Raw genomic sequence first — 15,656 nt, 5'->3', positions numbered from 1 at the left:
GGAGAAGTCAAGTATGCCTCGAACCTCATTTTTACGCTTGAACTTGCCTCCCAACCACCAACTGCGCCAATTCAGTCCTAGTGCCGTTAAGCGGCTATTGTTAGATCCAAATTGGTTGCGCTTGGCGCTGCGGCTGCGCGGCTCCGTCATTCCTGCTATTCTGCCAGAAGTCCTTTTTTGTGTTGCCTTTGGGGTGTTGATTTCAGCGGCAGACATTTACATTGTCAATCTGCATTGGCCAGTTCTGGGCAGCTTAATCCCCTCTATTGTGCTCGGGTTACTCCTTGTGTTTCGTACCAACACCGCCTACGAGCGGTTTTGGGAAGGACGGCGACAGTGGGGGAACATCATCAACGCCTCCCGCAACTTAACCCGCTTGATGTGGACGGCCATTGATGAGCAAACAGCCGCCGATCGCCAAGGCAAAATCAAAGCCGTGAACTTAGTGGGCGCCTTTGCGATCGCCACCAAGCAGCACCTGCGCCACCAAACCTTTGTAGAGCTTCAGCCATTCCTTGCTCCTCACGAATATCAGGAACTGCAATCGGTACAAAATGTGCCGCTGCGCATTGCCCTATGGATAGAATCGTATCTGCATCAACAACACTGCTGTGGTCAGTTGTCTCTGTATCAACTCACCTATATGGATGAGTTACTCGTGCTGCTTGTAGATGCCCTAGGCAGTTGTGAGCGCATCCTGAAAACACCGATCCCCTTGGCCTACGCCATTCACCTCAAGCAGTTATTACTGCTGTACTGTCTGCTGTTACCCTTCCAACTGGTGGATGATCTTGGGTGGTTAACAGGGCCAATGGTGGGTCTGATTGCCTTTACCCTCTTTGGCGTTGAGGAAATTGGCATTGAAATTGAAAACCCCTTTGGCCGCGACTTAAATGATTTACCATTAGATGCAATCTGCATTACGATGCAGCAAAACATTCATGACCTCATTAGTACGCCAGCACCCCACCAATCCTCCCTTGACGATGTGGTAATTCCCCATGACCATGACCACTACTCATCCTGACCCCCAAACCATTGCCTACGAAGTGGTTCATCACCTTCCTGGGCGGTTGCGGCTGCGGGTTCCGCGTCTGCGCTATGACGAGCACTACCTGCGCCAACTTCAGCACCTGTTGGTGCAGCAGGAGGTTGTTCAGCAAATTCGCGTCAATGCTGCTGCCGCCTGTATCGTGATCGAATATAACAGCGATGGCGAGAGTCACCTTGCCCTGTTTAGTTCCCTGATCCGTCGCGCCGCCGACCCTGACTTACCCAGCCCCACCATTCTGCCGATTGACAAGCAGGTGTATTCCCCATGGAACACCGCCTACTTTTTGCAAAAGATGGCCTTGCCTGTGGCTGCCTTAGCCATTGTTGCCCTATTGCCACTGCAAACTCCGTTCTATCCAGTAATTGTCGCGACAATCATTACCATCATTGCTCTGCCCACATTTCAGGAAGCCCTCGAAAGCCTTGAGCATCGCCATCTCAACGTCACCCAACTGGAATCCCTGTGGACGATTTTGCATACCTTGCAAGGGGAGTATATGGCTCCAGTGCTAGCGGTGTTCATGAGCCAAATGGGGGGATGCCTGCGGGACATGACAGCACAGGTGGGTGAAGCCCAAGTGTTTGATCCCCTTGATCAGCAGCGCACCTACTGGATTGAGCGGGATGGTAGTCGTCGTAACGTCTCAATTCGTGAGTTACACGTGGGGGATCACGTCATTGTGGCGGCTGGCTCGGCAGTACCTGTCGATGGCGAGGTGCTCTGGGGGTCAGCGGTGATTCAGCGGCAGTTTTTGACGGGTGAGTCGGATTTACTGACCTGTGAACCGGGGCAGGCGGTGCTGGCCTCGTCTTTGGTGGTGCGGGGGCAACTCTGTATTGCTGCTAAGGCGGTTGGCAATGATACCCAAGTGGGGAAAACGCTCCAACTGGCCAAACAAGCCCCCCAACTCGATACACGCATTGAGAATTACGCCGAAGAAATTTCTAACCAAGCGATCTTACCGGCTATGGGGGTCTCTGCCCTTGTGTATGGGCTGACCTTGGATGCTCACCGGGCGATCGCCCCGTTACAGCTTGACTTTGGCGCTGGGATTGGCATTACCATTCCGACAGCCATTTTGGCCGCCCTGACCCATGCTCCCCAAGTAGGCGTGTATGTGCGCAATGGTCGTGCCCTTGAGCTACTCTCGCGGGTAAATATTATCGTCTTTGATAAAACCGGCACTCTCACGGAAGTGAAGGGCACCATTGCTGGGGTGGAAATTCTCAAAGAACACCTTAGCGAAGACACCCTCCTGTACTGGCTCAGCACCATTGAGCAGCACATCAACCATCCCTTTGCCTTAGCGGTGATGGAGTACGCCCAAGCGCGGGGGATCTCGCCGGGCGAGTACTCAGATTGGAGCTATGAACCCGGGCGCGGTGCTATGGGGTTGGTAGAGGGGCAACGGATTCTGGTGGGCACACACCAGTTTATGACTGACAACAATATTGACGCCGACCTTGAAGAACTTCGCTCCCACGAGGGCGTGCTCTGGAATCGCTCCCTTGCTTGCGTTGCCTGTAATGGTGAACTGGTGGCTGTCCTTTTTTACAGCAATCCGGTGCGCCCAGAAACGGCCAGTGTCATTGCCGATCTGCAAAATCGCGGCATTGAATGCTATATGGTGACAGGGGATCACCACGAAGTTGCCAACGCCGTTGGTTATGCCGCTGGCTTTCGTCTTGGCCAAATTTACACCAATACCCTGCCAGAAGATAAGGTGGAGATTCTCAAAAAGTTTAAAAATAATGGCGAAAACGTCGTGGCCTACGTTGGGGAAGGGTTTAACGACACAGCGGCGATGGCCTACGCCGACATTTCCATTTCCCTGCCGGAGGGCAGTGATGCCGCACGGCAAACGGCAGATATTTTACTGATGAATAATAATCTTGAAGGGATTATTCAGGCGATCGCCCTCAGTAAAGAAGTCATGGAGATTATTAACCAAAACATTGCCTTGGTGGTTATTCCCAACGTCAGTGTGGTCTTAGCAGGGGTATTTTTGAGCCTACACCCAGTGCTGGCGGTGCTCATTAGCAATGGGGCAACCCTATTAGCAGAACTCAATAGTCTGCGGATTCTCACAGACTACCGTCCTGTGAAGGTGAAGCATAAAATCAGTAGTGGCCGCTCCCAAACGGGTATGCTGGATATTCCTTGGAAAAAACGCCCCCGACGCAGTTTTGTGCGGCTCGGCAGCGATACACCCAGCCCGGCCTGAATGCTAGCCATCACTGCCGGGTCGGGGAACATCGGCTTCGGGGTGCCATGGTGCAAAGAAGGGCAACAGCAGCAGCGCGGGAAGGGCAGCACCAATCGTAAAGAGGAAAAACAAGGGCCAGCCCATGAGTTCCGCTGCTTTCCCGGCAGGAGCGGCCAGAACATCTCGACTAAAGGCAAATAAACTGGAGAGGAGTGCATACTGAGTGGCGCTGAATTGGGGGTTGCAGAGGCTCATTAAAAGTGCTGTTAACGCAGCGATCGCCAGCCCCGCACAAAAATTATCAATACTAATGGCAGCAATCATAACAACCGGATTTGCACCCGCATTGGCCAAGACAAAATAGGACACATTACTAGAGGCCTGTAGCCCTCCCATCACCCAAAGGGCACGATGAATGCCAATTTGACTGATAGCAGCCCCCCCAGCCAGTGCACCAACAATGGTGGCAATGAGACCAATTCCGCCCTGCACAGCGCCAATTTCTGTTTGGCTAAAGCCCTGTTGCAGCAGAAAGGGGGTCATCATATTCCCCGTGAGAGCATCCCCTAGGCGATACAAACAAATAAACCCTAGGATAATCAGCCCCGTCCCCCAGCTATACCGCTGAAAAAAATCTAAAAAGGGTTGAAGCACCGCTTGGCGCAAAGAGCGAGGAGCGGCTGGCTGCACCTCCGGCTCCGGTGCCCAAACGGTTGTCAGCATCCCCACCAGCATCAACAGCGACATTACGCCATAGACCAGCGGCCACGGCAGTTGATCCGCCAAGATCAACGCAGCGGATCCGGTGATCAGGAGTGCCATTCGATAGCCCAACACATAAATACCGGCTCCTGCTCCCATTTCAAGGGGATCGAGCACATCGGCGCGGTAGGCATCGACGGCAATATCTTGGCTGGCACTTAAAAATGCGATCGCCAAGGCATTAATCGCCAGTAACCGTAAGCTGGCACTCGGATTCTGTAGCCCCATCAGGGCGATCGCCACCAGCAGTAACCCTTGAATCAGTAACAACCAGCCGCGCCGCCGCCCCAAAAAGGGGAGGGTATAGCGATCTAAAAGCGGCGACCACAGAAACTTGAGGGAGTAGGGCAGCCCCACCAAGCTAAACAGCCCGATCGCCGTGAGGTCAACCCCCTCTACGGTCATCCAGGCTTGGAGGGTACGGCTGGTGAGAAACAGCGGCAAGCCGGATGAAAAGCCCAGCAGTAGGAGTGCCGCCATCTTGCGGCTTTGAAAGACCCGTAGGGCTGACCCGATCCCCGCCATGCCGTTCTCCTCATTGCTCAAACCTTGTCCAGTGTAGAGCAAAGAACAGCACTCCACTAGATTGGGCAGCAGGCTTGGCTCTAGAGACTACTGGTTTGTGTGGTTCGTGCAGGCTGGAAGGCAGGCCGACACGCATCTAAGGAGACGGGCACTGGTTCAATCTTCCAGATGTCTTTGCAGTATTCAGCAATGGTGCGATCGCTAGAGAATTTCCCCATGCGCGCCACATTCAAAATCGACATCTGGGTCCAGCGGTCTTTATCACGGAAGGCCTGCGCTGCCCGCTGATGGCAGTCTATATAGGACTGGTAGTCCGCCAAGAGCATGTATTGATCGTCATTGAGCAGTGAGCTAACAATTGGCTCAAATAACCCCGGCTCCCGCGGGCAAAAATAGTCGGAAATGAGGCTGTCGATGACTTTTTTCAGCAACGGATTGCTGTTGTAGTAGTCACGGGGATTGTAGCCTTCCGCTTTGAGGCTCATCACCTCCTGCGCTGTTAACCCAAAGAGGAAGAAATTTTCAGCCCCGACTTCTTGGCGAATTTCCACATTTGCGCCGTCTAGGGTGCCAATGGTGAGCGCACCGTTGAGGGCAAACTTCATATTGCCGGTTCCTGAGGCTTCCTTTCCTGCGGTGGAAATCTGCTCTGAGAGATCCGCCGCCGGATAGGCAATTTCCCCCAGAGACACCGAATAGTTGTTCAGGAATACCACCTTAAGGCGACCATTGACATCGCTGTCGTGGTTCACCATGGCCGCAACAGAATTGATCAGTTTGATCATCATCTTGGCCATGAAATAGCCGGGTGCCGCCTTGCCACCAAAGATAAACGTGCGCGGTTGAATATCAATATTGGGGTTGGCCTTAATTTGCTCGTACAGGGTAATAATGTGCAGCACGGCCAAGTGCTGGCGCTTGTACTCGTGGATGCGCTTAATTTGAATGTCAAATAAGGAGTAGGGATCCACTTCAATTTGATTGTTGCGCCAGATGTAGTCGGCGAGGCGTTCCTTATTGACCTGTTTAATCTTCTGCCACTTGGCGTGGAACGCCGGATCCGTCGCGTAGGGTTCTAAGCCTCGCAGGTCTTCTAGGTGGTAAAGCCAGCGATCGCTGTTGAGGGTATCGGTAATCAGCTTGGCCAATTGGGGATTGCTCAGGAGGAGCCAGCGCCGTGGCGTAATGCCATTGGTTTTGTTTTGGAATTTGTCGGGGTACATCTCGTAGAAGTCCCGCATCAATTCCTGTTTAATTAGCTCGGTGTGAAGTTCGGCCACGCCATTTACCGTATGGCTACCCACACAGGCTAAGTGCGCCATGCGTACCTGCTTCGGGTGCCCCTCCTCAATCAGAGACATCCGTGCTAAGCGGGCGGTATTACCGGGATATCGCTGACGGATTTCATTGAGAAAGCGGTAGTTAATTTCATAAATGATCTCTAGGTGACGCGGCAACAGTCGCCCAAACAGATCAATAGACCAGCGTTCTAAGGCTTCAGAAAGAAGGGTATGGTTGGTGTAAGCAAAGGTGCGCTGGGTAATGTCCCACGCTTCCTCCCACGTCAGTTGATACTCGTCAATCAACAGTCGCATCAATTCCGCCACCCCAATGGCCGGGTGGGTATCGTTTAGCTGGATGGCAACTTTTTCGGGGAATGCATCAAAACTGGTGTGCTTGCGCAGATAGAGCCGAATAATATCTTGCAGTGAGCACGAGACAAAGAAATACTGCTGCCGCAGCCGTAGTTCCTTCCCTTGTGGGGTATTATCGTTGGGGTACAGAACTTTGGAGATGTTTTCACTAAAGGTTTTCTCCGAAACCGCTTGGGTATAGTCCCCGGCGTTAAAGACTTGCAAGTTAAAGTCTTGGGCAGCGCGGGCACTCCACAGCCGCAAGGTGTTGACGGTATTTTTGCCGTAGCCGGAAATGGGGGTATCGTAGGGGGTGCCAAGAACGGTGGTGCCTGCCACCCATCGCACCCGATAGTGGCCTTGAGCATCGGTGTAGGCTTCTGTATGGCCGCCAAACTTCACTTCGACGTTGTAGTCGGGGCGGGCAATTTCCCACGGGTTCCCAAAGCGGAGCCAGTTATCGGGTACTTCGTGCTGCCAGCCGTTGGTGATGACTTGCTCAAAGATGCCGTATTCATAGCGAATGCCATACCCCACTGCCGGGATTTCCAAGGTGGCCAAGGAGTCTAAAAAGCAAGCTGCCAGCCGACCCAAGCCCCCATTGCCCAAGCCAGGTTCTGGCTCTCGCTCCATCAGCTCATTCAGGTCAAGCCCAAACTCTGCCATGGCTTGTTTGGCTTGCTCGTAAAGGCCGACGTTAATGAGGTTATTGAGCAATAACCGCCCGATCAAAAATTCCGCCGACAGGTAATAAACTACTTTGGCATCCTGCTCAAAATAGGTTTGGGCGGTTTTAATGCGGCGGTGCAACAGGCGATCGCGCACCGTGTAGGCCAGTGCCATGAAATAATCGTAGGGGGTGGCAAAGGTGGCATCTTTGCCCTGGATGTAGTGCAAGTTATCGACAAAGGCGCGCTTCAGGGTTTGCACCGTCATGCCCGTGCGATCGCTCTCGATGTAGAGATCGCAATGGTCATCGGTTGGTGGAACAGCAGAGGAGTTAGGGGCGTGACCGTTGGAATCGGAAAAATTACTCATGCAAACACTGGCTCTATGAGGAATCGGAAATAACTTAGATTAAGGCTAATACAGATTGGCAAAATGTACATTAGACTACTAGTACGTGATTTTTAATAAAAAATTCACCTCTGTTTACATGGTTTTTATAGCGCCTGTGGGGAAGTTGCTATCTTTGCGGGGCGATCGCTGGTTCAGCAAACCTATGCAGCCTAACTTAATGCAAGACCTCGAGGAACAGGCTGAATTCAGCAACGCAACCATCCCTTAAATTCCTTAACAAGATTTTACAGTCATCCGCGATGGAGTGGTTGCGGGATAGGCACTTAAGGCATGCCCCCGCGCTCAGCTGTATAAGAAAAGTTGGAATTCTTGCCCCAACGTAACCGGCTGTACTTGGGTAAAGCGGTGCGAAACCAGTAAAATCTAACCTGCATACTCAGGATAATGCTCATGATGGATACGGCGATCGCAACCATTCGTGCCCGGGAAATCTTAGACTCCCGCGGGCGACCCACGGTAGAAGCAGAAGTTGAACTAGACTGTGGCGTGGTCGGGTTGGCTCAAGTTCCTAGTGGCGCGTCAACCGGCAGTTTTGAAGCCCACGAACTGCGCGATGGCGATCCCAAGCGCTACGGGGGCAAAGGAGTGCTGCACGCCGTAGAAAATATTGAAACCACGATTCTTAGTGCTTTAGTGGATCAAAATGCGCTGGATCAGACCGCGATTGATCAGTGCCTTTTGGAGCTAGATGGCACCGAGAACAAGAGCAATTTAGGTGCCAACGCCATCTTGGCGGTGTCCTTGGCGATCGCCAAAGCCGCTGCCGAGTACCTTGGACAACCCCTCTATCGCTATTTGGGTGGCCCCCTCGCTAACGTGCTGCCGGTGCCGATGATGAATGTGATTAACGGGGGTGCCCATGCCGCCAACACTATTGATTTCCAAGAATTTATGATTATGCCCGTTGGCGCTCCTAGCTTTAGCGAAGGGTTACGCTGGGGAGCAGAGGTCTTTGCGGCACTGAACAAGGTCTTGGCGGATAAAGGGCTGCTCACGGGGGTTGGCGATGAAGGTGGGTTCGCCCCCAACCTTGAATCGAATCAGGCGGCACTAGATATTTTGCTGCAAGCGATCGAAACCGCAGGTTACACGCCCGGTACGCAAGTGGCGCTCGCCCTTGATGTTGCCGCTAACGAGTTCTACACAGATGGCTGCTATACCTTTGACAATGCCAGCCGTAGTGGCGCTGAGCTAGTGAGTTACTATGAGCAACTAGTGAGTAATTACCCCATTATTTCCATTGAAGACGGCCTTCAAGAAGAAGACTGGGAGAATTGGGGGCTCCTCACCCAAGCGTTAGGCACGCGGGTGCAACTGGTGGGGGATGATCTGTTTGTGACGAACCCCAAACGCCTCAAGCGCGGTATTGACAGCGGTGTGGCCAATGCCATTTTAATCAAACTCAACCAAATTGGCTCACTCACTGAAACGCTGCAAACCATTGACTTAGCGACCCGTAGTGGCTACCGCTCGGTGATCAGCCACCGCTCCGGTGAAACCGAAGACACCACCATTGCGGATCTGGCCGTGGCGACTCGCTCAGGGCAAATTAAAACTGGTTCGCTGTGCCGCAGTGAGCGGGTTGCCAAGTACAACCGCCTGCTGCGCATTGAAGCGGAACTGGGGGATCAGGCAGTGTATGCCCCGACCGTGGGGTTAGGCCCGCAGTAGGTGAATCGACCTCGCAAACGGTTTGGCCAGCACTGGCTACGCAGTGAAGCGGTGTTGGCACAGATGATTGCTGCGGCGCACTTAACACCGGGCGATCGCGTCCTTGAAGTAGGCCCAGGGCGCGGTGCACTCACTCGTCCCCTGTTGGCGGCTGGGGTTGCGGTGGTTGCGGTGGAACTGGATCGCGATTTATGTGCAAGCCTGAAGCGGCAGATCCGCAGCGATCGCTTCGTGCTGATGGAAGGGGACATCCTGCGCACTGATCTGGCGGCTTTGGGGTGTAACAAAGTAGTGGCCAATATTCCCTACAACATCACAGGCCTGCTCCTAGAACACTTACTGGGAACCCTGAGCCAGCCTCGCACCCCCGCCTTTGAGCGCCTCATCCTCCTCGTGCAAAAGGAAATTGGCGATCGCCTCATGGCCAAACCGGGCAGCAAAGCCTACGGTGCCCTTTCAGTACGTAGCCAGTTCTTGGCCACCTGTGAACCTGTCTGTGCCGTTCCCCCGCGCGCCTTTCAGCCACCCCCAAAAGTGGAATCGATGGTGATCTGTTTACGGCCTCACCCAACGCCACCTCAGGTGACTTCCCCCAGTGGTTAGAGCGGCTGCTGAAGCAGGGGTTTGCCACCCGCCGCAAAATGCTAGCCAATGCCTTAAAATCACTGGTTGATCCGAGTGCTGTTCGTCAGGTCTTAGCGGAACTGGGACTTCCTCCCGAGAGCCGTGCTGAAGCCTTGAGCCTGAGAGACTGGCTAGCCCTCAGCGAAGCGCTAGAACAGGCTCAGCAAAATGAGTAGCACTCCGATGCCACCACAGGCCACCGCCCCCAGACCAGTATAAAGAATGGTATTACTGGTGTCTTGAGTGAGGCTGTCTTCCGACTTCAGGGAAATAAAAAACTTTTGCCCCTTCGCAGTTGGGCGCTCAATCCGTAGGGTTCCCGTCTGGTCGCTAGCAGTCCCCACCACTAAAACCGAGCGATCCACGGGCAAAATCCATTCCTGATAGCGGTAGCCGAGGGTGGTGCCACTGCCGAAGGACAAGGTACCAATATTCAAGGTAAATGCCCCGAAGGAGAGCCGATTGGCATTATTGGCGGGGCGAAACTCATTTAAGACCTGTACAGTTTCAATATCCGCCCCGGTCGGATCCACTTCAATGTCACCATAGCGATCGCGCAGACGGAAGGGAATCGACTGACTATTGCTGCTAATGGTGTCAGAGCGACGTTCGGTACGCCAGCGTGTCCGCCCGTCGCTATCTGTCTCACGTACCTGTTCCTCGTACTCCCGCGTGACGGACATTTTGTAGTGCACACAGGGCACCTGCTTTAATTCTGAGGTTAAGGGAGACTCCGTCGTCACTTGGCCTGTAATTTTTACATATTCGCGCAGATTGCCACCGCCAATTTCCCGTGCCACTTGCTCCCCTAGGTGATGCAGTTCAGCGGTGGTGGATGGGGTTGCTAACTTGAGGCTGCGTAGCTTCAGGCGATAGTGGCGTTGCACAAAAAACAGCACAACTGCAACCACAACTAAAATGCCACCAAAGATGCCCATTGTTGCTTCTCAACGCCTCTGTAAACAACTTCCGCTAAGCGCTAACGTGCTCTAGACGGGAGCTTTCAGTAGCCCTCAAGATATGCTCACTCAAAGAGCAAGACAATTTCTCGGCTCCTCCAAGCTGGTTTAAAGACAGACCCAAACGCTTGATCAGGTTTGCTCCATTCAAGTCTGCATCCCCTTGCCAGCCACAATGACCGCACGTAAACATCTTGCCCAACCGATAAGATTTGCTCCGGTCAGGATGAATATGCAGGCACTTGTGGCAAGTCTGCGATGTGTAGGCCGGCGGCACAACCACAAGGTTAACCCCTGCCAGTATCGCCTTGTACTGCAGACATTGTCTCAATTGATAAAACGCCCAACTGTTGGCTCTGCGGCGCTCCTGCGGTTTTTAGCTGAGCAGGGTCTAGCTTCGATAGAATACGAAAGGTCACGGACTAGGGGTTGCATGGTTACTGCTCACTTACCGCGGGTTCTCGAGCCAGAGGTGATGGACACCCCTGAAGCCGCAGCCGCCTACGATGCCACAGACTTTAGGGCAGTTAACACGGCGTTTTGTGAGGATTTACTGGCGCAGATTACCGAGGCCGATCACCCCCTATCTTTGCTGGATGTCGGCACAGGCACAGCACGAATTCCCCAAATGCTCGCGCAGCGATACCCCCATTGGCACATCACCGCCACGGATCTGAGCGCAGCTATGCTGGCGATCGCCCACACCCATACTCAGCAATGCCCTAACATCACCCTTTGCCCCTGCGATGCCAAGGCACTGCCCTTTACCGACGGTTCCTTTGCCGTAGTCATCAGCAATAGCCTTATTCATCACTTGCCAGATCCACGGCCAGCGTTCGCAGAAATGTTGCGGGTACTGCGCCCCGGCGGGCTGCTCTTTGTGCGGGATCTGATCCGCCCGACCACCCATGAGCACCTCAATACGCTGGTGCAAACCTACGCCCAAGACTGTGATCCACAGCAACGCCAACTCTTTGCCGACTCCCTCCATGCCGCCCTCACCCTTGAGGAAATTAGCAGCATGTTGGCCAATATACCCCAGCCACCCTGCAGCGTTGAGGTGACCGCCACCTCCGATCGCCATTGGACCGTTGTTGCCTACCGCTAACCTAGCCAATTAAAAATAGCGGTTCAGGAAATCCTCAAGAGACTCTAAGGGGAGTTGAAAGTAGTGCTGTACTCGCTCAATGTCGCTGCTAGGACACAAACTTTCGTAGGCCAATAGGGTGCGCAGGGTGCCCATGCTGGCTTCAATGTCACGATTGAATAACCCTAGAAATTGGCGGGCACCGTCGATCGCCCCCAAGGGCAGGTTAACCACAAAAGGGCGTTTATTAAAAAAGCGACCTAGGCGATCGGCAATCTCTTGACGGCTAAAGATTTCTGGATGGGCAATGCTAAAAATCTGGCGATCGCTGGTGTGGCTAGCAATCATAATGCAGCGAGCCAAATCCTCCGGGCTGGTGAGTTGCAGACGGTGCTGCGGATCCCCCAAAATCACATAGATACCGGTTTGCTGAAAGCGCTCCGCAAGGGGAATCAAGCTAGACATTAGGGTGGCACAGCGGAAGATGGTATAGTTCAAGCCACTGCGGATCAGAGCTTGCTCGGCTTCGTACTTGGCCTTAAGAAAGGGTGAATCGTGGCGATCGCCAGTGACAGCCAACGGGGAAATGAGGGTGACATGGCGCACCTGTTGAGCTTGGGCCGCTTGAATCAGATCAAGGGTGGCACGGTAATCAATAGCGTGGATGTGGCGGCTAATGAGGTGGCTCCCATGGCAGCAGACCAACGCTGTGATCCCCTGCATGGCCTTGGCAATATCCCGTGGCTCTTGGAGGTCGCCAATAAAGACCTCGGCTCCCCACTCCTTCAGCATGTCATACTGGCTCGTGAGGCGCACAAAGGCACGCACCGGCACATTGAGGGACACACAGCGCCGCACCACTCGCAACCCCAGTTGTCCACTTGCGCCTGTGACTAAGTACATGCATTCCAGTCCCAGAGGTGCATTTACTAGCCTAGCGCGATTCCACCTACTCCACTGTGACCGACTTGGCTAAGTTGCGAGGTTGATCCACATCTAAGCCGCGCCGCGCCGCAATATGGTACGCCAGCAATTGCAGCGGAATCACCGTTAAAATTGGCGAGAGAAGTTCATCCACCTCCGGCACGGGCAATAGATCATCAAAGGTGTGCTGTGCTTCAACCTCTGCCATGGGGGTAACGCCAATTAAGCGGGCATCCCGGGCGCGGGCTTCTTGGGCATTAGAGAGTACCTTTTCAAACACACTCCCAGGCATGGCGATCGTGACCACGGGGACTTTAGCATCCAGCAGGGCAATGGGGCCATGTTTCATCTCTCCGGCGGGATAACCCTCAGCATGGATGTAGCTAATTTCCTTGAGTTTAAGGGCACCTTCTAGGGCAATAGGGAAGTTAATGCCACGCCCTAAAAAGATAAAGTCTTGGGTGTCCGAAAAGTCGTGGGACAGCGCTTCGATATAACGCTCTTGGCTTTCTAAAATCAGTTCAATTTGCGCCGGTAGCTGCCGTAGGCCAGCCACCAGTTCAGCGAGGCGATCGCCCCCTAGGGTCTGCCGCTGCCATGCCAACTCCAGCGACAGCAAGTAAAAGGCCATGAGTTGAGCCACAAAGGTTTTCGTTGCAGCAACGCCAATTTCAATGCCTGCATGGGTATCAATAATGGCGGGGACTAACTGCCCCAAGGTGCTTTCAGGGCGGTTGGTAATGCCCAATAGCCGCGCACTCAACGGCGGCTCTAGCCCCTGCCGTCGGCTCAGCTCCATTTCTAGGGCAGCTAGGGTATCCGCCGTCTCACCGGATTGGGTCACCCCAATGGTCAAGGTGTTGGGCAGCAGCGGTGGCGGCGCATAGCGAAACTCCGAGGCGTACTGCACACTCGTGGGAATGTTGGCTAACTGCTCCAGCAGGTATTTGCCGACAAGGCTGGCGTGCCAACTAGTACCACAGGCAACAATTTGAATGAACTCAAGGTCAGCGAGAACCGCAGGTGCCAACCCTAGTTGCACCGGACTATAGGGCGCTTGCGGCTCCCACTCAGGGCGCAGATACACCTCTAAACAAGTGCGCACCACACCGGGTTGCTCATAGATTTCCTTGAGCATATAGTGCTTAAAGCCCTGTTTCTCCACCATGACGGGGTTCCAGTTCAGGGTGCGAGGGGTTTTGCGCAGACGCTGGCCAGCAAAGTCATAGACTTCAACCCCAGTGGGGGTCAATCGCGCCAGTTCACCATTTTCTAGGGGCAGTACCGCGCGAGTATAGGGAATAATGGCGGGAGTATCGGAGGCGCAGAAAAACTCCCCTTGGCCAAAGCCAATGACGAGGGGAGCTTGCTGCCGCGCTACGATCAGTTCATCGGGATAGTCGGCGCAAATAACGGCGATCGCAAACGCCCCTTCTAACTCTTGCACGGCCTTCTGTACCGCCTCCAGCAACCCATTGGGCTGAGGAGTGGCAGGTAAATACTCCGAAATTAAATGGGGAATAACTTCTGTGTCGGTTTCCGAGCGAAAGAGGTGCCCTCGCTCCTGCAACTGTTGCCGCAATTCGCGGTAATTTTCAATGATGCCGTTTTGCACCACCGCAAGGCGATCGCGACTATCCCGATGGGGGTGAGCGTTGTGCTCCTCTGGTTTGCCATGGGTTGCCCAGCGGGTGTGGCCAATGCCAACATGAGCCAGAATTTCGAGTTGCTGAACTTTTTCCGCAAGATTGTGGAGCTTACCCTTGGCGCGCACACATAGAAGTTCACCTTCACTAAGGGTGGCAATGCCCGCCGAATCGTAGCCACGATATTCGAGCTTTTGCAAGCCCTGTAGCAGCACCTCCGCTGCCCGCTGTGGACCGATGTAGCCAACAATGCCACACATAGCAAACCTCTCTATGAGTTGTGAGGACGTTAACGACGGGTGGCAAACTGCGGGAGTTCCACCTGCGGACGTTTCAAGGGGAGCGGTGTCCGGGTACGAAATCGCTGTTGGGTAAACTCAGCCTGCCATGGCTGGATACCAATGGGTTCGACAGCGCGACGCGGAACCCGAGGAACCGATGCCGAGTGTATTTTTGCAGCCCGTAAATGACCTAAATGATTTATCACGGGCGACTGCGAACTGGTACGCCACGATTGCTCGATCTGACTGCGGGAGTTGGCGATCGCCCGCCACTCCTGCTCATCCATCGTCCACTCCATTTTGCGCCACTCACTCATCACCACACACCTACGCCAATGACGTATAAAAATGTTTTGTTTTACGAACTAGGTTATCGGATTTTTAACAAAACGCAAGCCTTGGCTAAAAATTGTCATAGGATGCCTAACGGACAGCCTGCAAACCCTGCCAAGCGCTGTGTTGAGAATTACGCGGAGGCCCTGCCCTCCATGCGATTCCGATAGCCTTCAAGACACTTCACATAGTGTCCTAGGCCAGCGATATTGAGGCGATAGCTACGGGGGTGAGCAATCAGGTAGGCCGTGCTAGTAAAAATTTGCTCGAGTTCCACCAATCCATTTTCCTTGAGAGTGCGCCCGGTGGACACCAGATCCACAATAGCCTCCGCCATGCCGGTCAGCGGTCCAAGTTCCACAGAACCGTAGAGGGGCACAATATCCACTGGTACATCTAACTCTTGGAAAAAGGCATTGGCGCAGCGAACAAATTTTGAAGCCACTCGGCAATGGGGCGGTAAATCACGGGCACTGCGATAAGGGCTAGTGGCCTTCACAGCCACTGACAGGCGACATCGCCCAAAACCCAGATCTGCTAATTGGGCAACATGGGGAGTCTTCTCCCGCAGAACATCGTAACCCACAATACCCAACTGCGCTTGACCGTACTGCACATACACCGGCACATCTTGGGCACGTACTAGCAAGGCACGCGCCACACCATCGCGGGAAACGACCTGTAGCTGACGATTATCCGGTTCTAACAGCGCATCAAAATTTAAGCCCACCTGCTGAAAGTAGGCAATGCTCTCTTTTAAGAGAGCACCTTTGGGCAGAGCAATCGTTAACATCCGCTAACCATCATCACGTTCAAAGGCAGCAAACACGATGGGAGGTATGATCAAGGTCTCTATGCCGTCCAGAGAAC

11 protein-coding genes and 2 pseudogenes are annotated in these 15,656 nt (G+C 53.7%); 5 read left to right on the top strand and 8 right to left on the bottom strand.

What is annotated here, in order from left to right; genetic code table 11:
- The first annotated feature begins 13 nt into the window (after positions 1 to 13).
- Both BRW62_RS02370 and BRW62_RS02365 read left to right on the top strand, forming a co-directional pair.
- Positions 14 to 1,027 carry a bestrophin family protein gene (locus BRW62_RS02370; protein ID WP_099798124.1) on the top strand — a complete coding sequence of 338 codons (1,014 nt, stop codon included), beginning with the start codon at positions 14 to 16 and terminating at the stop codon, positions 1,025 to 1,027.
- Complete coding sequence (locus BRW62_RS02365; RefSeq protein ID WP_099798123.1) at positions 1,002 to 3,278, top strand: heavy metal translocating P-type ATPase; 2,277 nt, start codon at positions 1,002 to 1,004, stop codon at positions 3,276 to 3,278. Before BRW62_RS02370 ends, BRW62_RS02365 begins: the two co-directional genes overlap by 26 nt.
- A gap of 3 nt (positions 3,279 to 3,281) precedes the next feature.
- On the opposite strand, the gene BRW62_RS02360 is transcribed toward BRW62_RS02365, so the two are convergent.
- Positions 3,282 to 4,547: an AmpG family muropeptide MFS transporter gene (locus BRW62_RS02360; protein ID WP_099798122.1), complete on the bottom strand. Its 1,266-nt coding sequence runs from the start codon at positions 4,545 to 4,547 to the stop codon at positions 3,282 to 3,284.
- A gap of 80 nt (positions 4,548 to 4,627) precedes the next feature.
- The gene (locus tag BRW62_RS02355; protein WP_099798121.1) at positions 4,628 to 7,219 is read right to left on the bottom strand and encodes a glycogen/starch/alpha-glucan phosphorylase; all 2,592 of its coding nucleotides are present in this window, start codon (positions 7,217 to 7,219) and stop codon (positions 4,628 to 4,630) included.
- A gap of 432 nt (positions 7,220 to 7,651) precedes the next feature.
- Here BRW62_RS02355 and eno point away from each other — a divergent pair, with 432 nt between their 5' ends.
- Together eno and rsmA are read left to right on the top strand one after the other, a co-directional pair.
- On the top strand, positions 7,652 to 8,932 hold the full coding sequence (gene eno / locus BRW62_RS02350; protein WP_099798119.1) for a phosphopyruvate hydratase: 1,281 nt from the start codon (positions 7,652 to 7,654) through the stop codon (positions 8,930 to 8,932).
- Between the two features lie 63 nt (positions 8,933 to 8,995).
- Positions 8,996 to 9,732, top strand: a pseudogene (rsmA, locus tag BRW62_RS02345) (16S rRNA (adenine(1518)-N(6)/adenine(1519)-N(6))-dimethyltransferase RsmA).
- Here rsmA and BRW62_RS02340 read toward each other — a convergent pair.
- Entirely contained in the window at positions 9,706 to 10,494 is a 789-nt protein-coding gene (locus BRW62_RS02340) for an E3 ubiquitin ligase family protein (RefSeq protein ID WP_099798118.1), read from the bottom strand. The pseudogene rsmA and the gene BRW62_RS02340 overlap by 27 nt on opposite strands.
- Before the next feature lie 34 nt (positions 10,495 to 10,528).
- Positions 10,529 to 10,882 (bottom strand): annotated as a pseudogene (locus BRW62_RS15015) (zinc ribbon domain-containing protein); the annotation flags it as partial.
- Positions 10,883 to 10,948: 66 nt separating this feature from the next.
- Here BRW62_RS15015 and BRW62_RS02330 point away from each other — a divergent pair.
- Positions 10,949 to 11,623 carry a class I SAM-dependent methyltransferase gene (locus BRW62_RS02330; RefSeq protein WP_099798116.1) on the top strand — a complete coding sequence of 225 codons (675 nt, stop codon included), beginning with the start codon at positions 10,949 to 10,951 and terminating at the stop codon, positions 11,621 to 11,623.
- 9 nt (positions 11,624 to 11,632) lie between these two features.
- Here BRW62_RS02330 and BRW62_RS02325 read toward each other — a convergent pair whose 3' ends face one another.
- From BRW62_RS02325 to hisG, 4 genes are all read right to left on the bottom strand, one after another.
- Complete coding sequence (locus tag BRW62_RS02325) at positions 11,633 to 12,505, bottom strand: SDR family oxidoreductase (protein ID WP_099798114.1); 873 nt, start codon at positions 12,503 to 12,505, stop codon at positions 11,633 to 11,635.
- A gap of 46 nt (positions 12,506 to 12,551) precedes the next feature.
- A complete protein-coding gene (gene glmS / locus BRW62_RS02320; protein ID WP_099798113.1) occupies positions 12,552 to 14,432 on the bottom strand; it encodes a glutamine--fructose-6-phosphate transaminase (isomerizing) in 1,881 nt (626 codons plus the stop codon).
- Between the two features lie 29 nt (positions 14,433 to 14,461).
- Positions 14,462 to 14,770 (bottom strand): hypothetical protein, encoded by a 309-nt coding sequence (locus BRW62_RS02315; protein WP_099798111.1) that lies wholly within the window; start codon positions 14,768 to 14,770, stop codon positions 14,462 to 14,464.
- Positions 14,771 to 14,919: 149 nt separating this feature from the next.
- Positions 14,920 to 15,579, bottom strand: a complete 660-nt coding sequence (hisG, locus tag BRW62_RS02310) for an ATP phosphoribosyltransferase (RefSeq protein ID WP_099798109.1) — start codon at positions 15,577 to 15,579, stop codon at positions 14,920 to 14,922.
- Positions 15,580 to 15,656: the final 77 nt, after the last annotated feature.

Origin of the sequence: Thermostichus lividus PCC 6715, assembly GCF_002754935.1 — a bacterium.
Classification (GTDB): domain Bacteria; phylum Cyanobacteriota; class Cyanobacteriia; order Thermosynechococcales; family Thermosynechococcaceae; genus Thermosynechococcus; species Thermosynechococcus lividus.
Note: the sequence above shows the minus strand (reverse complement) of the source record. Positions and strands in the feature narration are given on the sequence as shown.